Genomic DNA, 24,814 nt, shown 5'->3' on the forward strand with positions numbered 1-24,814 from the left:
GTTCAAGCGAGTGGAGGTTCAACGTCTACGGCCCCGTCGGTGTGGTATGCCGCGGCTTCGCGCAGGCAAGGAGGATCGAATGTCGAGTCCAGCGAGTCACAGAATGAGCAGGACGCCAAGCCGAGATAACGCCTTCGAACGATCGGTTCGCTCATTGCTATTCGCACGCGGGCTGAGATATCAAGTGCACTTTTCGCTTCCCGGGATGCCGCGCAGAACGTGCGACGTGGCATTTCCCAAGAAGAAGATCGCCATTTTTCTCGACGGGTGTTTTTGGCATGGTTGTCCTGTCCATGGTTCGCAGGCCAAGACAAACTCGGATTTTTGGTCGAGAAAATTCAAGCGAAACACCGATCGCGATCACGAGACGGACGTTCACCTGCACTCCCAAGGTTGGCGAGTACTGCGTTTCTGGGAGCACGAGCAGCCATACGACATAGTCGATCGCATCGTCGCGGAGGTGGCGGCGAGGACGGCGACGGATAGCTAGAGTCCAACTGATCCCGTGCGTTGACTGCGAGCTCGCTCGATCGCGAGAAGCGGTCGTCGTGCGAGTTCGAAGGTGTCGATCGGAACATAGCGGTCGTCGAGGCCGAGGAAACTCAGAAGGCCCTCGCGCCTCCAAAGCGGGTGAACTACGACAGCCCATTTGTCGGAACCCTCGGATAGTGAGAATGCCGGCAACTTGAGGGTGGAACCTACTATGGATCTCGAGTTTCGCGGGATGAAGGTAGCGGAATCCGCCGCACTCCGGTCGGCCAATGCCCGCCAGTCGGTCAGCTCGTAGGCATCGTAATTTCCGTCGAGACCACAGGTATGGTTCTGATCCACCAGCGACCTGAGATATGAGAGCCCGAGGCGCCAATCGAGTAGGCCGTGGTAGTTGCGGTTGTTATAACGCTGAAGGCATCGGTAGCACGAGGTGCCACATGCATCCGAGTGGCCGCGATCATCGAAAACCCGCCTCGGCCAAGCCGCTGTGTCATTCAAAACACTATTGATGAGTGACGTCACCGGCAGAGAGCTGTCACTCAAAAGATGTCGGCAAAATCCCGAGCCGTTGGGTAATGCGTCCGCGATCTGGAGGTACGGAAGTAGGGCGCCGGACTTCCCAGGCATGGCATTGGGAGCGAGCGCATCGAACTCTTCCGGCGCGATGTCTAGTTCGAATGCTGCTCGTTGCACCACGATTTCTGTTGCGGAAATGGCGGCAGCTCGAACGCTTGTCCGGCCGGGGCTGCGACTTCCCATCGACAACCCACCGTCCAACTCGTTTAGCCGCAGTCTATCGTTCAGCACTGAAGCGCCGATCTGCAGCGAGTTGGTAATCTTGGGAGAAGCGAGCCATGCTCTCTCGCTAGGTCCAGTGCCCACCCACCGTGTTGGTGCCTCAAGCACGACATCCGTCATGATCGCTTGGTTGGACAATTGTAGTTTCTTGGGCGCGAAAGGGAGATTGGCGGCGTAGAGATCAATCGATGGAGTGACGTCGAACCCGGTGAACCCCTCGTCGTCGCGACCACCGGGATTGACGATGAATACCTCGGAACGCTCGGCGAAATTTACCCGCAGATTGCCGCTCTCGACCGTCTCGTCGGCTTTGCCCAAGCTCGCAAGCGTTATGCGTTGGCCGACCTTCGAGGCGATCGAATCTTCGGACGGCCGCAGATCGCTCCTGTACCCCGAAGGAGTGATGCAGCGGCGCGCGTTCGCTGCCAGATCGGTCCCGCATCCGCCGCAGACGATGGATTCGAACGAGCTGCGCGTCCAGGTGCCGCAATGATCGCAATAGCCGAGCAGAAAATCATCTTTGAACCAGCTAGAATAGGGCTCCAAAGGTTTGGTTAGATCATCCGTGAACTGGCTAGGTACTGGGAGGGGACCGGTGAAGCCTATACTTCTGTGATGCAGTTTTTCCCTCGTGCGCACGCTACCGGGGGCAAAGTCGAAGATCGCCATATCCTGGTCACGGTCGATCGTATCCCACTCCAGGGCAAGGTCCTGCTGAGCTCTCTTCCAAAGAAGCTCGACATATAGATTCCGCGAGCGGGTTGGCATCCCATACATGGGAATGAGACCCCGCTCAGCCAAGGCGGAAGCAATGCCGATAGCCTGCATCGAATATTCTGCTCGCAGAGCTTCCACGTCTGCAAGCACGCTTTCGACACCGACCACGTTCCGAAGCTGGTCGATGTCACATCGGGCGCCTCTTGCGAGGATGCCAGCGAAAAGCTCGTACTGCGGATTTGTCTCCACCAACGCGTCGTGTAAGAGTTTAGGCCACGTCTTGTTAGGATCGAAGTATTCATGGCAGTAGAGAAACTCACCGTGGATGTCCCCAGGTACCATGTCGTCGCCGGCCCAAGCGTCGGTCGCGTCGTTTCTCAACTTGTTGAACGCCTCGACGAGCCAGAACTTTCGCAGCAGTCTCGACGGGATGTCCACGAGACCGGTCGTTATGAACGGCGGCGGCGGGGCTGCACCGGTCATGTCGAGCGGGTTGCGGAAATAGTGTATGTCATGGCTCTTACTCCGGCACACCGTAAGAACCGTCGAGAACGCCTGTCCCCGCCGACCGGCGCGGCCCACTCGCTGTTGATAGTTGAAGCGCTGGGGAGGCATGTTGCCCTGATAGACGGCCTGCAACGAGCCGATGTCGACGCCGACCTCCATCGTGGTGGTGACCGATATGAGATCGACTTCATCGAACTTTTTGCGAAGTAAGAAATCGTTCTCACTCTCTCCGTCGTCCGGTACGAAGACACCCTTGAACTGCTGCAACCGGGTGGCCGGATCCTCCGTTTGACCCGTCAGCTCTTCACATCTCAAGCGAAAGAGCGCCCCGCCCGTTTCGAGCGAGCGCATTACGCGGCGACCGAGGAAATTTCCCGATGACACCAACCCGGCAGTCAAAGCCGTTTCCGTAGGTAGGCGTTCGCCGCAGCGCGTACAGCTCTCCAGGCCCCTGTGAAGGTGGACGCGACCGCATTTTGCGCAACGCCAAGCCGGCGCGTCGGGGTTTGCCGTCCTAAAGAATAGGCGAGTGACGTCGATCGTCCCATTGGTACGTTGTCCCAACTCGGCGCCAAGCTGGGAGAGGAACTCGTTCGCAGCGGCGGCTGGATCGGTAAAGAGCTTTTCCATCAAGTGCCGAAGTCGTCCTGTCCGCCTCGCGCCTAGCATATCGCGAGCGTCGTTCCAGTTCTTCTTGGCCTCGCTCTGAAACTCGTTGGGTACCAGTCGATATGCGTCGGCGAACAGTCTGAGCCACGCGTCCTTCTTGGAGAGCTCTGCCGTGTATTCGCTCGGTCCGTAGAAGCTAGGCCAACCCAGACCTGTTTCCTCGAGCGCGAAATATGTCTTACTGAACAGTAGATCGGTAGCTTCTGGCTTCTGTTGTTCCTCGACCCAATTACGAGCTTTTCCAACCAGGCTATGTAACGGTTCGGGCTCATCGGATTTCCAAAAGCTTTCACCATCGCGCTCGTTGAAGAAGCGGTACCATGGTTGGCGCTGCACACGGTTCAGCACGGTGTCGGCGCCTTTCACGGGCAAGGCTCCGATCTTCAACAGTCCGCCGACGATGGGGCGGACGTCGTCCCCGGCTCTACCCCGATTGAATTCGAACAATTCCGAGAGCGACAGGCTTGGCGAGTATTTGCCTTCTTCTTTTTTCTGCCGCAGAGCCTTTCTCTTCGCAACCATGGCCTCCAGTGCGTCCTCTTCTTCGGGAAGGTCGCGTTGCATGAGCGCCTTGATGTCGAGGCTTAGCTGCTCCAACACCCGTTCATCAGCGGCAGTAAACGCTCGCTCGCGAGCTAACCGCTCCGCTGAGGAGATTAGAATTTCGCGACGAAGGTCGGTCTGGTGTTGTACCTCGACTTCCAGGGCTAGGTTGGCAGCGTCTTCCCGGCTGTCGGAAAACGCGACGAGCTTGCCGTCGCCTCCTTGCGATTTCAATGCAGCAACCAATTCTGTTGCCAGCAGCTGCGAGGTTTTGGAAAAGCCCGTTCGGAAGCTTCTGATGGGTGACAGCCTGCCCTCTCTCCGCAATGAGTTGGGGGCACGGTAGCGACCGGAATAGTCGGTCCCACATTTGGGGCAGCAGTAGGGAACGGCGGTGCCGCCCGTAGTTCGATCGCGATCGTGATGGTCCTTCGCATCGCGCCGATGGAGGGAGTAGCCTAGGACAGCATCAGGAAGCTCCGATGGTGAGATCAAGCCTGTTCGAGAATCGAGAAACGCAGCGTTCCACCGAAACGCGGGATCATCGCGCAACTCGTTAATCGGCTCCGTCCCGCCTGGCCAGAACATTGCGAATTCCTCGTAGCTGGCGTCCTCGAAACGCAACGACGCAGCCACTTCAGGCAATTTCTCCAGCTCCTCCGGTGCGGGCAGCAGCGAAATGAAGCGGCCAGATTCGCCACGTTTACCGCCCACGTACAGTTCCCCGCAGGCTTCGCAATAGAGGAGCTCGAAGAGACGTCGCTTTTCGCCATCCATAGACGTGTCGTAGTCGACGCCACGCTCAATGCTCGGAGCGCCCCAGACAGGCGCCTTGTCGGGGCCGGGCAACACGGAGGCAAACATCCCTTCGACATTCCGTACGAAGGTATGCATCCTGAAACTCGGGAGAGAGGAGATCTCGCTCCGCCGTGGTCTAAGATAGTCCGGCAGCACTTCGGTCGGAAGGTCGGGAATCGCTCTGAGAACCAACAATCCCCTTACCGCATCGTCATCGCGTTCCCCGAACAAGCGAGTACCGATTTCCCCAACCGAGCTGGGACGCCTCCTTCCGTGTACTTCAGGATCTTGTGTTGCGAACTCGAGCATAGCTGCGGCGGTCTTGGTCGCCTGCTCTAGGACCTCCAGGTCCGTACTCGCGGGCGTGTCCTCGATCGTTTTGGACGCTGTCAGAATGCTCGCTAGCAGCGCGCCTGCACCAGCAGGTGTCGAGGTGCCGCGTTCGACCGAATCGGCAACAGCTCGCAGCGATTCCGAGGTCGGAGTATGGTCGGGGCGGGGCGTAACTTCGGTCGTCCCTGTGACGACGCTGTCACGCCAGGCTCTATCGAGGTCTGTGCTCCCTGCAGTACCGGCGTTGCCGAACATGCTTTTCAGATATTGGACGCTGAAAGCGGAATCGGCCCCTTCCATAGGCAACGATGCGCTAGATGACAGTACGCGGAGCTTATGGGCATGATCGGGATGCGACAGCCCCAACCTTTCGATCAAGATCCTTAATAGCGAAGCCATCTCGGCGCCGGCAGATCCACGAACGAGATGCAGTTCATCCAGGATCAGGTAAAAGCGGGCTGAAGGTTCCCGCAATATCCAGTCGCGGGTCTGATCTATGATTGGTGCATCGATCTCGCGCACCAGCATGGCGTTTAGGATCGACTGGTTGGTGACGAGGATATCCGGAGGCGTGGCCTGCATATCCCAACGCGAGATCAACTCTCCGCCATCGGTAGATGGGAACAAGTACCTCAGATCGTCGGGGAGCGTCGGGTCAGCACCGATCTTCGCCTGGATTTCCCGGTAGCGTCGAAGCTCCTTTCGGAGTTCGCCAGTGGCCCGCTTCGAGCGCTTGTCCCAATATGGCGTGTCCGCCAAGCGTGGGTGTTCGAGGTACCCAGTAACGGGAGATTTGCCCGTGTATCGCCCAAAGAAAATTCGGTTCCCCGCGAAGTACTGATCCATCACGGCGCGAGCCTCTGGCGAATCCACCGCCTTCCTAAGTCGAACCATCTGGTCTTCGACGAGGGCGTTCAGCGGATAGAGGACGATCGCCCTCATCGCCTTTGGCCGATCGGGATGTTCGTTTCTGCGGTGATATTTGAATCTTCCGCGCGGATCCAACCAGTCGTCGTCTAGCGGCTGGAGGGGAGCCGGCCAGGAAGTCGCCTCTCGAGAGATTTGCGCCAGCAAAGGCAGAAGAAAACTCTCGGTCTTTCCTGAACCCGTTCCAGAGGTGACGATACCCGGCAGACCGTCTGCGACCCCGCGGCGCAACATGTCCATTTGGTGAAGGTATGGTTTGTAAGATCCCTTTCTTCCGAGCTCGGAGTCATCGGCAACGCTGTCGAAAAGACCGCACAGAACCAACTCGGCAAACGCTCGCCTTTGTACCTTGGAAAAGCCTTCGAGCCGCCCCTCGGAGTCGGCCACCAGTTCCTCGATGCCATGACCCCACTGCACGTACCGTGGCACCGCCTCGAAGATTGGATCGAGGGCGAGTTCGCCGGGAGCCGATAGCAAGACGTGCCGCGCAGCTGCCACGGTCGGATTCTCGATCCGATAGGCGGTGTCGAGGTAGACCATGAACTGGTCGATCATACGCTTGAAGCCACCGATCGGATCGTACATCGTTCAATCCTCAAATTGCTGAAAATACTTGGTGCTTGGGTGCTGTGGCGAAGTCGGTCCACGAACGGCCGCGAGCCAATCAAGGCAGTCTTTGAGCGCGGCAACAAGGTCGATCGCGGCGATGTCGACGGATGCTTGGCAGTCGTTGGATATCTTTCCGAGGAACGCAATTGTCGTTCGATCTGAGACCTCGAGCAGGTCTTGAAGTCCGACACGCAGGTTCTTGGACTCTTCAGTCTGCACAGCGGGCAAGGCCGGCCATGCTCCCGCCGGCGTCAAAGATGGCGGTAGATCGACCAACCGGGACCGATCGACACCGATGTCGATAGGAACGATTGCGCGAAGCAGAGAGCCGGGCAGGGGCACTCTGATCCCATCTGACGATACGGTCGCAAACAGCCTCAGGTTCTGCGGGAAATAGCCAGATCGCTGGCCATCTAAGAGCGCCGGCAGCCAGAATTCGCAGGGAGCCTTTGTGAGACCGCAAAGGGCTACCGCAACGAGTATGTCAGGATGTGCCTTTGCGGTTTCGATCGCAGTAGATAGACCTGTCACGCGCGTCACGGTCGGAGCGAACAAGTCCTGCAAAGAAACCAATGTCGGGTCGCAGAAGATTGCGACAGCTTGATCGGAAATGCTCCGTGCCAAGGCCAATGCCACCACGTCGGGGTCGGACCCAACGAATACAGGAAGCAGTCCGGCACCGCCAAGCGCGATCCCGAGCAACAGCTTGGCTTCATCGATGGACAGTGCAGAAGAGAGCGCCCGCAACGCAGCGATGCGTTTCGGACGAGGTAGGATGTCCCGCGGTGAGATGAGACGAATGTCATGGACTACGGGCGATTCGGTTGGAACGGGCTCGACTTCTAGCCTGCTTGCGTCCCTGATGCGTTCGACCTCGCTTTTCAGGTTAAGCCATTCTTCGCGCTCCACCCACGGCTCGGTTTTGATCTCGGCCATACGTTTCTTGATGACCGAGTCAATCTTGTCGCTCACCCTCTCCTCGACGTCTGCCAAGGCGTCTCGATACGCTCGTTCTCGTTCACCGAGCCGAGAGAGTTGAGCCTCCCGTTCTCTCAGGACGCCATCGAGCACATCGATCGCAGCTTGCTTTTCAAGCGCTTCCGCCTTGAAACGAGATTCCAGCGCGTTGAGCTTGCGCTCGACCTCCTGATCCGTCGCTGCCTGAACCCTGACCGACCAAGCGGCATTGCGATTGAGAATCTCGGGGAGGGCATCAACTAGCGCTGGGCGTTGTTCTAAGGTTGTCAGGGTGGCGAACAGGTCGTTCAGTTGATGATCGCCGACGGTCTCTTCGGCGTATCTCGTGAGCAACCCGCGCAGTTCTGCGATCCTGGCCCGATCCTCATTCGTTGACTTCAGCGATTCTGAAATACGAGCTAACCATGCGTCAGCCGACTCGAGCACTTCCTCCTCGGCACGGAAGTCCCGGGTTCCGCGATGTTCGAACAGTGGAGGCTCTGGAAACAGGACGATATTCGCGCCCGCAGGAATAATTGACGTCTCGATTGGCAAAGTGACAACAGGTACCGCGAATTTCTTGATATCCGTGGCGAATCGGTATGTGCCGCCTCTTTCGGTGAACTCGGTATCGCGTAGCCAATAGCCTTGCCCGAGGTCGATCGCATCCACCCGGCCCTTGATGGGCGACTTCAGTGTTCCGTCGATCAAAGCATCAATGAGTTTCGCAGCCACCTCACGGTCGGGTCTGTAACCAACGGTGAGCCTGGTGACTTCTTTGAACGATTTGAAGTCGGTCTGAGCTTCGATCGCTGGAAGCCCGAATACCTTTGACGGCACCGGTCTTGGCTTGCTGCCGTCAAAGATCGGAAAGGAGACGCTCTCGCCGCTCATGAGTGGAGAGGAGATCGTTCGCTTGTCTCTTTTCGTCGTCGATTTAGGCTTCGGCTCAGCACTCTCTCCCGAAACACGCCAAAAACTATCTGCTCCACCTCGAGCCAAGAGCGACGACCGAACGACTCGGTCGGCAAGCAGCGGGTCGGCATGCTCCGCGATGTCGGAGATCAAGACCGAGTCTGAGCCCAAAACCACTTTGACTCGGACGATTGCGCTGTTTAGTGGGAGGGTCATGCTGGGGGCCTGTGACGCGCTCGATTGGCTACTGTCATGCCGCTCTTGCCATCGAAGACCGATCGCTCCCGCCTTGTTCGAGAGTTGCCGAAATGGGGAACCCAGATGGAGGTCGATTTCATCGTTGCATGATCGATCTTCAGTAGGCTCGATAGTGCTCGCAAACAGGCTTCATCGACTGGATATAGGTAGTCCCACCGTCCATCGATTTGGACCGGTGCAGGATTGCATGAGACCTTGGCAGCGAGCCAACGCGCCCAAGATGACGGCAAGAACAAGCGGGGCGCTTTCGCGACCAAGACGTTCTTCCGGACGAACATGGTAGAGACGGACATTCTTGAAATATGCGCTAGGATCGCGAGGGAGGGCGACCGAACGCGTGTCTCGGGCATGCCGGCCAATCGCGAGCTGAACACATGGGAAGCGTTTCCTTCGGTGCGCTCGTATCGGATCAAGCCGGTCGCCGGAGCCTCGGTCAGTCGATCGAAGAACCCAGTCGACTGGTTCCATACGGCGCCTACGGCATAGCCTTCCAGGGTCAATTTATCGTCCAGCGTGTTCACCGGTGTTGGCGCCGAGCCGTTGACGTACTTTCCCAGGCGTGAGCGAGCTACGAACTCTTCGAGCTGTGACGTGGAGGCGAAGCGAACGAAAAATCGCGGCAAGCCCCACTCCCCGATAGCCCCAACGCTTTCGAAAGTCCCCCCACAGGCAACAGCAGTCGCCGCAAGTCGAGCTTGCACTGCATCCGGTGTCGGTCCCTCGATCCAAGCACGTGTCGGATCCGTCGCTATGATGGATACGGTTGTGGGTCTGAGCAGCAGGCGGCGCGCGGGCACGTTCCGCAGTATCGTGAGATCGAACCAGCCGGCGTCGGATAGAGCTCGAAGGATCGTCCAGGGGGATGGGCAGTCTGCGACACTTCTAACTACTCGAGCGATGATCCCAACCGCAGTCGACATAGCAAGGCCTCCCGTCGATTTGGCATAAAGGCCTTCGCAGATAGTGTTGAGAAGCATGTTTGTTGCGTGCCGCTCGCCGGACCAAAAAGCGGATGGGCCGAGTATGTCAGTTGGTATAGTTCCGAACAGTAGGCCATCCTCACTGAACTCATTCTGGTCATCGAGAATTTGTCTAGAACTGGAGTCGGATTCGCTGGCCCGTTCTACAAGATTGACCGACCGTTGAATGCCGTCGAGCGTTCCCGTGAGTCGCCCACGATAGCTCCCGGACGGTAGCATCAGCTTTCCATCTACAACGATGCAGGAAATGCTCGCTGCTTCCACCGTCACTTCCGGCCAAGTCTCACCCGTGAATTGAAGTGCTGGAGTGAGTGGTGCCCTTCCCAAGAGCGCTCCGCCCACCCTAATCCCTTCGATCCATCGCAAGGAGGTCGGGACTGAGGACGTCTGCCGTTGCTCGGGCATTCCATTGTTGATGAACGTGACGAGCGACCAGCCATTTCCCAGCGGTCGTACTGACCGAATTGCACTCGGGTGGAATTTGGCAAAGTGCGTTGCGGTCACCAACAATGTCGGCGATCCCGGCTTGGTATTGGATCGGAAACGTCCGAGGCCAAGGTCGTCCATGAACACCCAGCCCTTCTTTACGAAGGCCCACAATTCAGGTCGCAGACGGTCTTCATGTGCCATTAGGTCGATGACAGGGCTGGTACGACCATCAGGGGCGACAGAGAAAAGTTCGATCTCACAATACTCGCTCTCGATCGCCTCGAGTTCGTTCTGACCAGACCCTTGGAGGGTTTCCCGCCATGCTCGCCAGAACGGCATGTCGGCGGCCGCCAAGTCCCCTTCTAGCCGGGCTATGTCCCACTGTTCGAAGGCATACTTGAACGAAATTGGCGAACCGGCGAACGTTTGTGAATTTCGGATCCGATTCCCGATCACCAGTTCGTTGAGTTGGTACCGGCTTTCGATCGCTGCATGCAGCTTTGCAAGGACTCTCTGATCGCGCCACGTTGGAAAGCTAATCCGAATTGTCCGCCCGATACGCGAATGCGGCAACGCGCTGGGCAACGCGAGACGCACCGAATGCTTTGTCTCGAGGAATTCCTGCAACGACGACCAAAGTCGATTTAATCCTGCCAGTCCCTGAAATCGATGGTTGAAATATCCTTCTAGAATGTCTCGAAAATTTCGATCGGCCTGTTGCCTGAGACCTGTGACCTGCATCCAGCATAGGAAAACGAGTATGCGAACGAAATCTGGTTTGCCATCGCAGAAGGGAGGACGAATCTCGCCATCGACAATTTGAGCAATCCGGTTCGGGTGAGGCAAAGCGCGGATAAAGGCAGAGGCGGCGCTTTCGACATTCGTTGTCTCAAACAACTCGATCAAGTCATCGTCTGAGACCTGGACGCCATAAATAGGGCCCATGCTGCCGGGACCGAGAAAGAAACGGTCCAAGCAGTTTTCCTCGACGGATAGACCCACGATCCCCCCTAGCTTCCTACCAAATCAGTCGTTGGCACATGAAAGTGCTCTCGGTTAAAGTAAATTGAAGCCGAGAACGTCGCGATTGCAACATCCGAAAATATTATTTTTGAAATGACCATCGGGCGGGCCGGCTTTGCCTCTAGGCTGATGCGGTCGCCGTGCGTTGGGAGTGGAATGCGATCCAGTCGTGCCGAGGCGCATCCAGCACGAGCAGGAGAGACGCCCCATCCTCCGCCGCCTTGCTACTGGCGAATTCACCAAAGCTCAGCCTTGCAGCGGATCTTTCACCCTTCGCGGAAACTAGCCGCACAACTCCGGACCGCGCTCGCTTATCCATGTGAGGCAGGCCGCCGGCATTCTGTTGCTTCAGAGACGTCCATAGGAGCTCGATCCGCGTTCTGAGATACTCGACGGGCAGTTCAATATCGATTTGCCCGGGAAGCGAACTGATGGATGCGAGTATTTTCACGAGGGCATGATCGATCGAGTCGGTTCGACCAGCGGCGATCAGTGGGACCGCGAGCACTCGATCCGACAATGCCGCAAGTTTAACTGGCGAGTTATAGAGTGTGAGCAAGTCATGCTGGGAAAATCGATCGCGATCGACGCGCCATTCGTCCCGACGCCGATATCGTAGAGGGACGTCATGCAGCCGATTGCCGCTCTTGGTCAATTCGTCCACGGTCAGACGTTCTCCCCAGCCCAGAGGCCAGTACGTTCCTCCTCCGTAGCCGCCCAACGAGCGAGACGATTCCGATTTTTTGGTTTTGAACCGCCGTACCAGCGGAGGAAGCGCTCTGCCTGTATTCAGCGCGGCAGAAGTGATCCGCGCAGCAATGCCGTGTCGTCCCGCAGCAATGTGCTCAACGATCTGAGCCATGAAGAATGGAGGTACGGCGTTGCCGACTTGCCGGTATTGCGCCGAGCGAGGGCCGGCGAATTCGAAGTCGTCCGGAAAACCTTGAAGCCTGGCTCCCTCCCGCACGGTCAGCGATCGATCTTCTCTGGGATGGGTGAAGCAACCCGATGTCACGTTCGCGAAACCTGCCGAGATTGTATAGGCTGGATCGTCTTCATGCAGCCGTCCGTACAGTGTGGTGTAGTCTGTAAGCCGCACTCGCCGAAAACGATCGGGCAAAAGGTCTTGTGGGATGTCCTTCCATGAGCCGCCTTGCGGTACGCTAGCGATACGTCGCCGGTTGATGTCGGAGACGTTCGCTCCCCAGTGGCAGGCGATTGTTTGGCTTGGTCTTTGAACGAAAGCTGCGAACTCCCCAGCGATACGCTGGGAGTTTGCCTTGACGATACCTGTGCTATTGTTCGGCTCTATGTCGAAGAGGTCGCCGATAGCATCACGCACGCTGAGGTATGACGGGAGCCCGACGCTTGCGTTTTCCGACCGTTTGGCCCGAGGAAATGTGGCTGGAATTGCATCCGATGTGGCCACTAAAATAAACCGATTGCGAAGTTGCGGCAGCCCGTACTCGGCCATGTTCAGAACATCTGCGAAAACGTAGTAGTCGCGGGCCTCTAGTGCTCGGAACAATTGCCGTATGATCGTGACGTTCTTGCCGTAAACGACGCCGGGCACGTTTTCCAAAACGATTTTGTCGGGCCGACGGCCTGCGGTGATGAAACCGTCCAAAAGCCTCAGGAAATGCACGAAGAGGGCGTTTCGTGGATCGTCGGGATGGAAGATTCCCATCGTGCTTACGGCTTGGCAGGTCGGGCCCGCGAAGAACCAATCGATACGGTCGATTGTCGCCCGCTCCAAAATATCGGTGGCCGACACTTCGGCAACGTCTCTGCAATCGACGACTGCCTTTGGATGGACTCTCGCGAAGGTTTTCGTGGCATACTCGTCAATGTCGAGGGCCCACTTGATCTCGAGATCAGGGAGCGCGGCGCAGGCGCCAGCCGACATGCCGCCACAGCCCGAGTACAGATCGATTCCTACCTGACGCATCGAAACGACCCCGGCGCAATTTGCACGAGAGTAGCGGAGTTTTCGAGGCTCGTCGAGTCGGCAAAATGCCGTGATTTGCCCCGTTTCCGACGTCGCTGGTTCAAATGAGGGGAGAGATGGTCTTGGCCATCTCTCCCCCGCGAATGCCGCCTGCGTCAGCGCGGGGCCGCCCGCTCGCAAGGCGACGCAAAATCGTCACCTCTCTAACTCACCCGATCCGCCCCGCTCGGCGCGCAGCCCAGCTCCGCTCGCCGGCATTTGCCCCCCTCTCTACCGTGCGCTCACGCGCCCCCGGAAGGCATGCCGAGGGGCATGCCTTCGGCATGTAACGGGAAAGGACCAGAACCATGACGACCAATGAAACTAGCGCGAAGACCGGAACCGCCAGCGCGAGCGGCACGGATGTTTTCATTCCACTGAACAAGCTGAAAAAGTCGCCCCGCAATGCGCGTAAGACCGCGCATAGCGGAGCAATCATCGAAGCCTATGCCGCGAGCATCGCGGCCAAGGGCATCCTGCAAAACCTAGTGGTGGAGCCGGAGCTTGACGGCGAGGGCGCGGAAACCGGCTTCTACTTCGTCAGCATAGGTGAAGGCCGCAGGCTGGCGCAGTTGCTGCGCGTTAAGCGCAAGCAGATCAAGAAGACCGAGCCGATCCGCTGTGTCGTTGACACCGTGAATGATGCGCACGAGATCAGCCTGGACGAGAATATCACCCGCGAGGATATGCACCCCGCAGATCAGTTCGAGGCGTTCCGCGAGCTTCACGAGGAACGCGGATGGGGTGCTGAGGAAATCGCCGCCCGCTTCGGGATTACCGCGCATGTCGTGCGGCAGCGCCTGCGGCTTGGAGCCGTAAGCCCGAAGCTGATGCAGGTCTACCGCGACGGCGAACTGACCCTCGATCAGTTGATGGCCTTCACCATCACCGACGATCACGCCCGGCAGGAGCAGGTTTTCGAAAGCCTCACCTACAATCGAGAGCCTTACATCATCCGCCGCGAACTGACGCGGACGCATGTTGCTGCGAACGATCGCCGCGCCATCTTCATCGGCGCGGAAGCCTATATGGAAGCGGGGGGTGCCATCCTGCGCGACCTGTTCACCGAGGATCGCGGCGGCTTCTACGAGGATGCCGCACTGCTCGACAGATTGGTCATCGAGAAGCTGCAGGGCATCGCCGAAACCATCAGGCAGGCGGAAGGCTGGAAATGGGCGGACGTTCATATCGACTATCCGCACGCAAACGGCTTGCGCCGCACCTACCCGCAACCGGTGGATTTGTCGGAGGAAGACAAGGCCGCCTACGCGGCGGCATCCGACGAATTCAACCGGCTCACGGACGAATGGAATAGCGCCGAGGAACTGCCGAACGATGTCGATGAGCGTTTCGGCAAGCTTGAAGCGGAGATCGAGCGCATCGACGCTCTGCGTTACGTCTTCGATCCTGATCCTGTTGCGCGCGGTGGCGTGTTCGTCGTTCTTTCCCATGACGGGACGGCCCGCATCGAACGTGGCTTCGTCCGTGCCGAGGATGAGCAAGCGGGATCGGAAGCGGAAACGCGGCCGGATGGCGAGGACTACACCGTCAATGACGATGGCGAGATCATCGAAGACGACAATGGTTCAGATTCTGATGGTGGGAACGATGAAGAAGCGGAGGACGACGGCAAGCCGTTGTCGGACCTTCTTGTTCGCGACTTGACTGCTCATCGGACGCTTGGGCTTCGCCTTGCGCTTGGCGAACAGCCGGACATCGCCCTTGTCGTGGTGACCCATACGCTTGCCGCGCAGACCTTCTATCAGGGTGCTGAAGCCCACTGCCTGGAAATCCGCCCAACCAGCGTCTATCTCGCCGGTCATGCGGACGGCATCGAGGATACGGCGGCAGGCAAGGCACTGGCAGATCGACATGGGGAGTGGGCTGCGGACATGCCTCGCGATGTGGCTGACCTGTGGGGCTTCATCGCCTCACTCGACCATGCCAGCGTCATGGCGTTGTTCGCCCATTGCGCCTCGCTCACCATCAACGCCGTAAAGCAGCCTTGGGAGCGCAAGCCTCGCGCCCACGAGACTGCGAACAGGCTGGCGACAGCCGCCAACCTCGATATGACGGCACATTGGACGCCGACCGTCCGCACGTATCTCGGGCGCATCACCAAGGCACATATCCTCGATGCCGTGCGCGAAGCTGCCAGCGAAGAGGCGGCACAGAGGCTGTCGGACCTGAAAAAGCAGCCAATGGCGGAAGCCGCCGAGCAGTTGCTCGCCGGAACCGGCTGGCTGCCTGCGGTGTTGCGCACCGAGCAACGTGCACTGTCCGGTGAACGGCAAGACCACGTTACAGATGCCAGATCGGCGGACGTTGCCGAGCTGGAGCCAAAACCCACTCAGCCGGATACAGCCGAGGAAGCCGAGGCCTTCAACGTCGCTGCCGAGTGAGGCGCAACCGGCAGGAGCCGCAGCGCGGCTCCTGCCTACATTCCGAGAATTTTTCGGCCGCGCCAACGGCGCGGCCAGACACCTCGATAGCACGAAGTTTTGCAAGCTGTAGAACCCAGAACGTACCCGACACGAACGTCTCCTCGGCGTGTCATCGCCCTAGCCATCTGGTGCGATACCCTGCGTGAGGTGCCTTGTGCTTAGGCGTCCCTTTCCGGCAATGCCTCGCCGCGCGCGAGTGGGTCAGTGCAGCGGTACCATTCCTCGATGCTGAGGGGGATCGGGTGTGAATAAGCTTGCCCTCGCTTCGATCTCACCCGGGCTCGCAGCCATTCTGCTGAGACGCGAAATCGTCATGACGTTTGGCGGCTTGCTAGCCTGTGCCCTCAACAATCACTCGGCCCCCTTCGGAGCCGCCCCGAACTCGATGGCGGTTCAGCCCGAAGATTAGAGAAATCGCGTCGTCACTTCGTCACCTGTTGGTGTAGCAACCAACACAGTCCTGGCGCTTGAGGCCAGTTTGACAGGAACGGAGAAGCGCAACGGCGGGGGCGACATTGGCTGGGATTGATCGGAGCCTCGTGGCGTTTCCTTCCGCTGGTTCGTTCTAAGCCACGCCCACGGCGTCCTCGAATGGATTGGGTCTGACCGAAGACCGACTTCGCTTCACTCAGTCTCGATCGTCTTCCCGCAACGACGCCGCTGCGTTTTCTTCCCCTGTCCGCTGCGCGTCCATTCCTCGCGGTGCAAGAAAGCCTCGCGTCGCCGTCTTCCACTTCGTTTCAGCCCCTTCGGGGTGCGGACCGATCGTCTCCGGCCTCACGACCACCATCGAGGCCGCGATGGGCGCGGCCCGAGAAAAACAGAAGGAACCACCACAATGGCTACGATCGGCACTTTCTCCCGCACCGCGAACGGCTTCTCCGGCTCGGTCAAGACCCTCAACCTCAACGTCAAGACGGTGACGTTCTCTCCGGCCGAAGGCGATAACGAAAAAGGTCCCGACTTCCGCATCTTCGCCGGCGCCACCGAGTTCGGGGCGGCATGGAAGAAGACCTCGCGTGAAGGCCGCGACTACCACTCAGTCAAGCTCGACGATCCGAGCTTCCCGGCTCCGATCTATGCGAGCCTGGTCGAGACCGACACCGAGGGCGACTTCTCGCTCATCTGGTCCCGCCGCGCCGCAGAGTGATCCGGCCCACGAAACGAAGCCTCGCCGCAAGGCGGGGCTTCGCCATGTTTAGGTTCGCCACTGCCTGACCTTCGTCAGACGCGGCACGCTAGGCTTTGGCCGGCGCCTTGCGCGCCTTCTTCACCGGCGAGTTGATTGCAGCCACAGTCGTTCTCGCTGCCGCCGCACGCACGACCGGTTTCCGGTTTTCTGCCGCGGCAGATGTGGGCGCTGGGGCCTTGCGCCCGAGCCCTATTGATTTCGCCAGGGCCGAGCGCGTGGCCGCGTAATTCGGCGCCACCATCGGGTAATCGGCCGGCAGGTTCCATTTCTGCCGATATTGGTCGGGGGTCAGGTTAAAGTGCTGAAGATGCCGCTTGAGCGATTTGAATTTCTTTCCGTCTTCCAGACAGATGATGAAGTCCGGCGTCACCGATTTCTTGATCGAGACTGCCGGCTCCTGCTTGACCACCGGTTCTACCGCCGGCGTGCCGATGCTTTTCAGAGCGGCATGGATATCGCCGATCAGTTTCGGCAATTCGCCGACCGGCAGTGGATTGTTCGACACATAGGCGGCGACAAGGTCGGCCGCTATCGACACGGTATCCGATTGGCTGAGTTGTTCGGGAGCAGTGGTCATACAGTTTTCCTTTTATTGTATCCGACGGATTTAATGCGTTTTATTCCCCATGCCGCCGACGACAAATAGTGCTTTTCTGTATAAAATCCAAATCTCTTGCACAACATTATAAGAGTAAGCTTCGCTTTCATCGTTCTGATCGACTGCGGATACCCTTGTCGGTCCGCTGGGAAGCGAGGAACTTCCCCTCGCTTCCCCGCCATTGCCGCCTGTGCAGAGCAGGGCCGCCGGCTCGCAAAGCTGCCAACTGCAGCAATAGTCGCGATCACTTTCCATCAGCTCCGCTCGACCGCGCAGCCCGGCTCCGCGCGCCGGCATTGGCCCCCAACACTCCCGCGCGCTCACGCGCCCCCGGAAGGCATGCCGGGGGACATGCCTCCGGCATTGACGAAACAAGGAGTGAGCACAATGAACATGACCACCATCATCAACGGCGAGAGCAACAGCCAGCAACAGGCGGCTTCCAGCGGCTTTCGCGTGGATATCTCGCGCGGCGAGAGGATCGGACGAGTTTCCTCCGAATGGTTTTCGCGTCCCGATGACGAGCGCTATCTGAGCCTTACCGAGCTTTATGATGCCGTGAAGCAGCGCGCGGACCGAGCGACCGCCCGTACCGTTGAGAGCCGCGCAGTGCGCGTGGAAGCCACCCGCGACAATGCAGAGCGATTTTCGCTCATTGTTCCCGGACAGGAGCAGCCGATAGCGCCTACGCATTGGAGCTTCGGCCAGCTTTGCAGCCTTGTCAGCGCACCGGCCAACTACATGCGCCAGCTACCCGCGCCGCTTGCAGGCATCAATTTGCAGCATGGCCTTTTGAGCCATCAAGCGGAATTGATGAAGACGCTCGAGACAGAGGACGGACGCATTGAGCTTCGCGCCGTGACCGGCCCGGACTATGGCCGCATCTGGGATCACGAGCTTGTCGCCGCCGTCATGAAGATCGCGGGCAACGGCACTGGTGACACCATGTGGAAGGTGCCCGGTGTTCTCGATTGGGCGACGATGACGCACAATCCATTTGTGGACATCAGCAAGGACACCACCACGCTCTACGCCAGCGACCGCGACGTGTTCCTCTTTCTAGTGGACGACACGCATCCAATCGAAGCCGGACGCCTGCCGAATGGCGAGCCGGATTTGTATTTCCGTGGGTTCTATTGCTGGAACTCGGAAGTCGGTTCGAAGACGCTGGGCATTGCGAGTTTCTACCTCCGCGCTGTGTGCATGTACCGCAACCTGTGGGGCGTCGAAGGTTTTGAGGAAATCACGATCCGGCATTCGAAGTTTGCCGCGCAGCGTTTTGCCCATGAGGCAGCACCTGCTTTGACAAGCTTTGCGAACTCAAGCCCCGCGCCGTTCGTCGCCGGCATCAGGGCCGCGCGTGAGAAGATTGTAGCCCGCACCGCCGAGGACCGCGAAACCTTCCTGCGCAAGCGCGGTTTCTCCAAGGGCGAAACGGGCAAGATCATCGATGCTGTGTTGCAGGAGGAAGGCCGTCCGCCGGAAAGCATCTTCGATTTCGTCCAAGGCATGACCGCACACGCCCGCAGCAAGGCACATCAGGATAGCCGGCTTGAACTGGAAGGCAGGGCGAAGGCTCTATTGGAAAAGGTGGCATGAGCAAACGAAAGGCCGCGCGGCGAACGTCTCGCCGCGCGGCCTTCAGGTCCGCCGTATCAACGAGACCGTCATAGCATAAGAATAACTAGCGACCAGATCATCAGGGTCGGCGCGTGCAGCCGCTTTTGAACACGGCGGCCGCTCGCCGGGCTCCGCCCCGCTCGCAATGCGACTGCTGTCATTTTGAGCACAGCCACAAGAAATTCGCTCAGATTTCAGAGGTCTGATTTCGCCTTTGAGCAGCTCGCCTGCTAACGCTTTCTGGCGGGCATACCCGGAACTGTTGCCACCTCATCTAGAATATCATGGGGATCGAATCCGATGGTTTCAGCTAGATCGAGGAACTCGATCACGTCCAAGCGTCGCCCTCCTGACTCGATGGCTGCGACTACTGATTGGTATCGATCGATTGCCTTTGCCAAGTCTGCTTGGCTCAAGCCTGCAGCTTTGCGCTTGTCCACGATCAATTGGATAAGTCGCAAATGTCTTGGCGACCGAAGTGTCTTTTGCATTCGCTGTCGGTCCTTGACGAAACCGGCAGATCAATTAAATGGAAATCCAGATAACCAGAAAATCCGGTTATCTGGTGAATGCAGCCACTTGTGCTTCCACGACTTTTGGTGGGCCCGTGCTTAAACCACTCCTCGATCCCGATGTCGCCGACGTTGCGCCGGATGCCCCGATCCTGACCGGATACGACGAGGTGCGACTGCTCACCTACATCCGCCTTCTTGATGCGGCGGCCGAACATGCGGACTGGCGCGAGGTGGCCAGGATCGTCCTGCACATCGATCCTGAGCAGGAGCCGGAGCGAGCGTTCAAGTCCTGGGAGAGCCATCTTGCCCGCGCGCGCTGGATGACGACGAGTGGCTATCGGTATCTTCTGGCGGGCGGTGCGCCCCACTAGGTGCAGCATACCATGCGCCACGCTTTGCTGAATCAGCACAGCGGTTTGCTGACTCTCCAACTACCCAGCCCGCGCATCGCCCCCGATGCTGATCCCGAAGCTCGCAGCCTAGTGCTGGCATCGGGAGAGGACCTGGCAAATTGCAAGGCGATTGGACCAATCCGGCGGCCTATGTGCACATGCGCGACTACGAGGCGCAGGAGTTCGCTGCAGAATATCTGATCCGGAACGACGCCTTCATCGTCGAGTGCAGTCAGCTTGCGTCGCTGGGCGCAAATACCGGAGGCCTGCTCGGACAATCTGACTTCGCCGCACGGTGGGGCGCGCGATTTCACAGTCACCGGTGACGGACTTCCATCTGCCGAGAACATCGTCTGGACGGAACAGGCCTCGCCGCGCGTTCTCCGGGCCACGCGGATGCCCGCTTCGATCGACTCTTCGCATCAGAGCGTGCTTCTTCGCGAGCTCAGCAACGCTAGCGTTTGGGAGCAGGGCGAAGACCTTGAGGCTCTTTGGTCGGCATCGACCGCAACGCATCGCCTGATTGCCGAGAGTTGCGACGGTTCACTTGGCATCAATGCCATCATTCTCCCGCTCGACGAAGCCATCGAAACAAGACTGGACGCCGCGCGCCAGTTCTGGCGGGCATTGAACGGTCGATCGCCCGGCTCGGTCTATGGTGCGCTGCCACAGCAGACGAAGATCAGGCACATTCTCAATCTGCGCGCTCACGATGCGCGACGCGCAGCGGCTTCCTATCGGATGATCGCGGAGGTGCTGCTGTCACGAGATCCAATCGTGCCACGGGACTGGCGCGACCATCACCTCAGACACAGGGTACGGGCGATCCTGCGACGAGCGGATCGTCTGATCTCCGGCGGCTATCGCGACCTTCTCTTCTATCCACACAGCCGCTGCCCAAAATCCGATCTCTGAAGACTTTTCTTCGCAGGGGTAGCAAAAACACATCCCCCGGTCTTTGCCCTCCCTCGTCTTTTCTCATTTCGGCCATCGTCCGTTTCGCGCGTCCCGGCAGGCCAGGATGACAGCAAAACCGGATGGAGATCGAGCGATGTCGAAGGGTCCCGCGGACGCGCCCCAAAAATACCTGCGAACCAAGGAGGCAGCACCGATCGTCGGTCTTTGCGCCCGAACACTGGAGAAACATCGAACCTACGGCACTGGCCCAAAGTATCGGAAAGTCGGTGGGCGCGTACTATACGACATCGATGACCTTCATGCCTGGATAGACCTCGGCGCGCGCACCTCCACCAGTGATACGGACGCGACCATTGTTCCGCCGGCCAAGCCACATGCCGCCCGCGCGCCGGCCTATATCGGCAGACGCGGTCCCGCTTCCTAACCGCTGGGGTGGCGTCAGTGCGGTACCGCTCCGAAGGCCAGCTCGATCTCTTTCACGCTCGTGCCAGCGTCGTCACGCCACGCGACGCGCAGGATCTCATGTCGTGGCCGTTCTTCTCCCTCGCCAAATCTCGCCGCGTCACACCGATTGACTTTCGCATGGGCGACGTGTCGATCCGCGTCGAGGCGACGGTCGAACATGGCATGGCGACCATCTGGGACGCCGACATTCTGATCTGGGCGGCCAGCCAGATCATCGACGCACGAGACAATGGTCTTCGCACGTCGCGTTTGATGGCGGCCACGCCCTACGAAATCCTTGCGTTCATCGGCCGAGGCGATTCCGCCCACAGCTATCACAGGCTGAAGGCCGCGCTTGACCGGCTGCAATCGACCACGGTTGCCACGTCGATCCGACAGCCGGCCGAACGACGGCGGCATCGCTTCTCGTGGATCAACGAGTGGAAGGAGCGAATGGACGCCAGCGGGCGCCCGCTCGGCATCGAGCTTATCCTGCCCGATTGGTTCTATGCCGGCGTCCTCGACGATGCCCTGATCCTCACCATTGACCGAGAGTACTTTGGGCTGACGGGCGGCCTGGAGCGATGGCTTTACCGTCTGGTGCGAAAACACGGTGGCCGCCAGACCTATGGCTGGAGCTTTGATCTCCACCATCTCCATCTGAAATCGGGCGGCCTGTCGCCCTTCAAGCGTTTCACCTTCGACCTGCGTGAGATCGTCCGTCGCCAACCGCTGCCTGGCTATTGGCTTGCACTCACCATCGATCCTGACGGCCGATCGCGCCTGACGTTTCAACCCAATCCGCCCGAACCGTACGCGACGCAACGCGCGCCACGCGCCCGAACGACTAAGGCTGTGAAATGACTGTGGACAGCCCCGTGCTATCAGGAACCGCAACTCCCGTGCCATCGGGAACCGGATTCCCGTGCTATCAGGAACCGGTTTCGATCCTAAGCCATTGTGGCGATTGTCGAACCGGCTCCTCTAACGTTTCTAACCGAGAATCCTTCGGATTCTTTCTAACGGAAAGCGCCGATCGGCGAGGCTGTGAACGACGGCCGAGCCCTGAACTTTCGGCCATGCCGACAGCGATCGACGTCCACTGCTCCTGCGGGAACAAGGCCACTTTTTCCGCCCCTCGCTTCGCCGTGCTTGCTTGTGGCCTCCTGTCGTGGAGGTCGGCATGAGCGATCTCACCACCGTCGAACTGGTGTGGCTGAAGAAGCGGATCGAGAACTACATCCGCTTCGGCAAGGTAGCTTCGAACAGGAACATCGACCGCACTCGTCGTGTCGTCACCTTCACGCCCGGCAGCATCTTCGCTTTCGTCCGGTGGGCGTCCAATAACTTCGGCACGGTCGCGTCCCGCATCGACATTCTGCGCGCCGTCGCGACCGGTGAGCGCTGCTCGACCGTCGCCTATGTGTGCCCCGGCGCTGAGATCCTGCTCACAGCGATCGGATGGCCGAATGTCGAAAAGGTGCTGAAGATCATCGACGCCATCGAGGCTATCGGCATCGAGCCTGTTGATGTGTCACCGGATTACTGGCGCCATGCCCACAGTAGGTTTGCCGCGCGCGAGACGCCCAGGCCCTACACACGCCAGCGCCATGAGGCCTGGCTCCTACGCCGCAGGATTGAGCCATGAGCATGCGCGCAACGATCATCGCCGGCATGCTTGGCGGCGCGGTTCTCGCTTTCGCTCCGGCATGGGTCGATCATCGCCCGCGGTTCATCTGGAACGCATCCGCGAGTGTCCCCGTCGGATTGTATCGTATCGAGCTGGCTAGCCGGATCGACGTTGGCGACATCGCCGTGGTCATGCCGCCTGAACCGCTCGCGAGCTTCCTGGCTGAGCGTCAATATCTACCGCACGGCGTGCCGCTTCTGAAGCGCGTGCTGGCACTCAAAGGCACCACAGTCTGCCGCCAGGGCACCGCTATCATCACCCATGGCGTGACCGTTGGACTTGCGCGCGAGCGCGATAGTCGCGGCCGACCGTTGCCCGTCTGGCAGGGCTGCCGCGTGATCGCCGACGGCGAAGTATTTCTCATGAACCGGGATGTCGCCGACAGTTTCGACGGCCGGTATTTCGGGCCGCTGCCGCTCACTTCGGTCATCGGTCGCGCGGCTCCTGTCTGGGTCACCGAAAGCACCTCTCCGACGCCGAAGCTTTCCAACAGTAACGTTCCAAGCGAGCCGTGAAGGCCCGCGCCAATCATCCCCAAACGCTCATGAAAGGAGCACTGCAATGGCCCAGATCGGCACCTTCACCCGCAACAACGACGGCTTCTTCGGCAACGTCTCAACGCTGACGCTCGACGCAAAGCTTGCCATCCTGCCCGCCGAGAAGTCGGATGCCGAGAACGCGCCTGACCACCGCGTCTTCTGCGAAGGTATGGAGATTGGTGCGGCATGGGAACGCACCGGCGAGAAGGCTGGCGCCTATCTCTCTGTCACCCTCGACGACCCCTCCTTTGCGCAACCGATCCGCGCTAATCTGTTCCAGTCCGATGCCGAGAAAAGTGTCTGGGCTTTGCACTGGAGTCGCCCGTCGAAGCGCGACGATCGAGGCTGATCAGATGCTTTGGGCGCGCTTTGGCGAAGCTCTCTTGTCAAACCCTTTGATCGATCGGGCGCTGGTCAAACCCTTCGACCCGATCGCCTGTCAGGCGGCTGCCGCGCGCAGCGAAGGTCAAGGGCGGCCTGACGCTTGCCGAGCCCTGCCGACGCTCATCGCGCCGCAATTTGTGGCAAGCAGGTCCGGCCGGCGAAGCCTTGCCCTTGACGGAAGTGAGCACGGTGGCAGGATTTTCGCGCGTCGGGACGGCGGTGTATACGCTGCCATCCGGCGAGGCGTGACGATGGTGTGTGCATGCGTCATGCTCCTTCCATCTGCATCGGCGGTTTACGCAAAACCTCTTTCTCATGGCAAGGGGCCGGCTCTCTCGAACGCCAAGACTTCGTCCGTTGATCCCTGGTCGACTCATATCCGCGAAGCCGCGATACGCTTTGCTATTCCTGAGCGGCTGCTGCGCGCCGTCATGCGGGTCGAGAGCGTTGGCGATGTTCATGCGCTATCGAGCAAAGGCGCGATGGGCCTGATGCAGATCATGCCGGCGACGTGGGAAGAACTGCGGATCAAGCATCATCTCGGCGACGACCCCTATCAGCCGCGCGACAACATTCTCGCCGGCGCAGCGTATCTGCGCGAGATGCTCGACCGCTTCGGCCGTAACGGCTTCCTCGCCGCCTACAATGCCGGTCCTGGGCGATACGAAGAGTATCTTGCGACCGGCCGGCCGCTGCCGCTCGAGACGATTGATTATGTCAGGAAACTCGCCCCAATGATCAACGGTTCGGTTCCCATTCCGAAGCGCGGACGGCAAGGAGCGGGCAAAGCGAGTGTACTCGAAGCGGTGATTTTCGCGCAGGTCGAAAGCACAGCGAATGGCTCATCTTCGCGAGACGAACGCGAGACCGATGGTCATGTCGAGACTGTGTTCTCGGCGATCCGCTCACCCAGACAGCGAGCACCGATGGGCAAAGCAGTCACCGATCTCACGGCGCTCGTGCCGCCAGTGGACGCCTCGCGCAGTGAGGGTGCAATGGATCCGAATCCAACCGTTCTTGGCCCGTTTGTTCACAGTTCTTCCGGGCCATCACAGTGATTACCGCTATTTCGGTCAATCGCATTCCGGCCTGTTCCGTCGCGGAAATTGCGGCGGGAGGGTTGGCCGTGAGAGACG

19 protein-coding genes are annotated in these 24,814 nt (G+C 59.3%); 13 read left to right on the forward strand and 6 right to left on the reverse strand.

The window, feature by feature from the left end; genetic code table 11:
• Window positions 1-103: 103 nt before the first annotated feature.
• The gene (locus LB559_RS05085) at window positions 104-490 is read left to right on the forward strand and encodes a very short patch repair endonuclease (RefSeq protein WP_224673187.1); all 387 of its coding nucleotides are present in this window, start codon (window positions 104-106) and stop codon (window positions 488-490) included.
• On the opposite strand, the gene LB559_RS05090 is transcribed toward LB559_RS05085, so the two are convergent.
• The 4 genes from LB559_RS05090 to LB559_RS05105 form a co-directional block, all read right to left on the reverse strand.
• A complete protein-coding gene (locus tag LB559_RS05090; protein WP_224673189.1) occupies window positions 487-6,369 on the reverse strand; it encodes a DEAD/DEAH box helicase in 5,883 nt (1,960 codons plus the stop codon). The two genes, LB559_RS05085 and LB559_RS05090, sit on opposite strands and share 4 nt — an antisense overlap.
• A gap of 3 nt (window positions 6,370-6,372) precedes the next feature.
• Window positions 6,373-8,418, reverse strand: a complete 2,046-nt coding sequence (locus LB559_RS05095) for an ELKS/Rab6-interacting/CAST family protein (RefSeq protein ID WP_224673191.1) — start codon at window positions 8,416-8,418, stop codon at window positions 6,373-6,375.
• 59 nt (window positions 8,419-8,477) lie between these two features.
• On the reverse strand, window positions 8,478-10,907 hold the full coding sequence (locus tag LB559_RS05100; protein WP_224673193.1) for a hypothetical protein: 2,430 nt from the start codon (window positions 10,905-10,907) through the stop codon (window positions 8,478-8,480).
• A 169-nt stretch (window positions 10,908-11,076) separates the two neighbouring features.
• On the reverse strand, window positions 11,077-12,903 hold the full coding sequence (locus LB559_RS05105) for a DNA cytosine methyltransferase (RefSeq protein WP_224673195.1): 1,827 nt from the start codon (window positions 12,901-12,903) through the stop codon (window positions 11,077-11,079).
• 347 nt (window positions 12,904-13,250) lie between these two features.
• On the opposite strand from LB559_RS05105, the gene LB559_RS05110 reads away from it, so the two are divergent.
• Window positions 13,251-15,344: a ParB/RepB/Spo0J family partition protein gene (locus LB559_RS05110; protein WP_224673197.1), complete on the forward strand. Its 2,094-nt coding sequence runs from the start codon at window positions 13,251-13,253 to the stop codon at window positions 15,342-15,344.
• A gap of 880 nt (window positions 15,345-16,224) precedes the next feature.
• Window positions 16,225-16,536: a DUF736 domain-containing protein gene (locus LB559_RS05115; RefSeq protein WP_127390927.1), complete on the forward strand. Its 312-nt coding sequence runs from the start codon at window positions 16,225-16,227 to the stop codon at window positions 16,534-16,536.
• A gap of 88 nt (window positions 16,537-16,624) precedes the next feature.
• Here the strand turns inward: LB559_RS05115 and LB559_RS05120 are convergent, their stop codons facing one another.
• Entirely contained in the window at window positions 16,625-17,155 is a 531-nt protein-coding gene (locus LB559_RS05120) for a MucR family transcriptional regulator (RefSeq protein WP_224673206.1), read from the reverse strand.
• 414 nt (window positions 17,156-17,569) lie between these two features.
• Between LB559_RS05120 and LB559_RS05125 the strand changes: the two genes are divergently transcribed.
• Window positions 17,570-18,775 (forward strand): DUF932 domain-containing protein, encoded by a 1,206-nt coding sequence (locus tag LB559_RS05125; protein ID WP_224673638.1) that lies wholly within the window; start codon window positions 17,570-17,572, stop codon window positions 18,773-18,775.
• A 251-nt stretch (window positions 18,776-19,026) separates the two neighbouring features.
• Here LB559_RS05125 and LB559_RS05130 read toward each other — a convergent pair whose 3' ends face one another.
• Window positions 19,027-19,287: a helix-turn-helix transcriptional regulator gene (locus tag LB559_RS05130; protein ID WP_224673208.1), complete on the reverse strand. Its 261-nt coding sequence runs from the start codon at window positions 19,285-19,287 to the stop codon at window positions 19,027-19,029.
• 116 nt (window positions 19,288-19,403) lie between these two features.
• On the opposite strand from LB559_RS05130, the gene LB559_RS05135 reads away from it, so the two are divergent.
• From LB559_RS05135 to LB559_RS05175, 9 genes are all read left to right on the forward strand, one after another.
• The gene (locus LB559_RS05135; protein ID WP_224673639.1) at window positions 19,404-19,682 is read left to right on the forward strand and encodes a DNA -binding domain-containing protein; all 279 of its coding nucleotides are present in this window, start codon (window positions 19,404-19,406) and stop codon (window positions 19,680-19,682) included.
• A gap of 140 nt (window positions 19,683-19,822) precedes the next feature.
• Window positions 19,823-20,029, forward strand: a complete 207-nt coding sequence (locus LB559_RS05140) for a transcriptional regulator domain-containing protein (protein ID WP_224673211.1) — start codon at window positions 19,823-19,825, stop codon at window positions 20,027-20,029.
• A gap of 70 nt (window positions 20,030-20,099) precedes the next feature.
• Window positions 20,100-20,618 (forward strand): DUF2285 domain-containing protein, encoded by a 519-nt coding sequence (locus LB559_RS05145; RefSeq protein ID WP_224673212.1) that lies wholly within the window; start codon window positions 20,100-20,102, stop codon window positions 20,616-20,618.
• 136 nt (window positions 20,619-20,754) lie between these two features.
• On the forward strand, window positions 20,755-21,045 hold the full coding sequence (locus LB559_RS05150) for a helix-turn-helix transcriptional regulator (RefSeq protein WP_224673215.1): 291 nt from the start codon (window positions 20,755-20,757) through the stop codon (window positions 21,043-21,045).
• Between the two features lie 17 nt (window positions 21,046-21,062).
• Window positions 21,063-21,929: a replication initiator protein A gene (locus tag LB559_RS05155; protein WP_224673217.1), complete on the forward strand. Its 867-nt coding sequence runs from the start codon at window positions 21,063-21,065 to the stop codon at window positions 21,927-21,929.
• A gap of 319 nt (window positions 21,930-22,248) precedes the next feature.
• The gene (locus LB559_RS05160) at window positions 22,249-22,713 is read left to right on the forward strand and encodes a DUF2840 domain-containing protein (protein WP_224673225.1); all 465 of its coding nucleotides are present in this window, start codon (window positions 22,249-22,251) and stop codon (window positions 22,711-22,713) included.
• Complete coding sequence (locus LB559_RS05165; protein ID WP_411970027.1) at window positions 22,710-23,270, forward strand: S26 family signal peptidase; 561 nt, start codon at window positions 22,710-22,712, stop codon at window positions 23,268-23,270. Before LB559_RS05160 ends, LB559_RS05165 begins: the two co-directional genes overlap by 4 nt.
• A gap of 46 nt (window positions 23,271-23,316) precedes the next feature.
• Entirely contained in the window at window positions 23,317-23,643 is a 327-nt protein-coding gene (locus LB559_RS05170; RefSeq protein WP_224673227.1) for a DUF736 domain-containing protein, read from the forward strand.
• A 4-nt stretch (window positions 23,644-23,647) separates the two neighbouring features.
• Window positions 23,648-24,736, forward strand: coding sequence for a lytic transglycosylase domain-containing protein (locus LB559_RS05175; protein WP_224673229.1), 1,089 nt, complete (start codon window positions 23,648-23,650; stop codon window positions 24,734-24,736).
• The last annotated feature ends 78 nt before the right edge of the window (window positions 24,737-24,814 follow it).

Source organism: Mesorhizobium sp. BR1-1-3, assembly GCF_020165455.1.
GTDB lineage: Bacteria > Pseudomonadota > Alphaproteobacteria > Rhizobiales > Rhizobiaceae > Mesorhizobium > Mesorhizobium ciceri.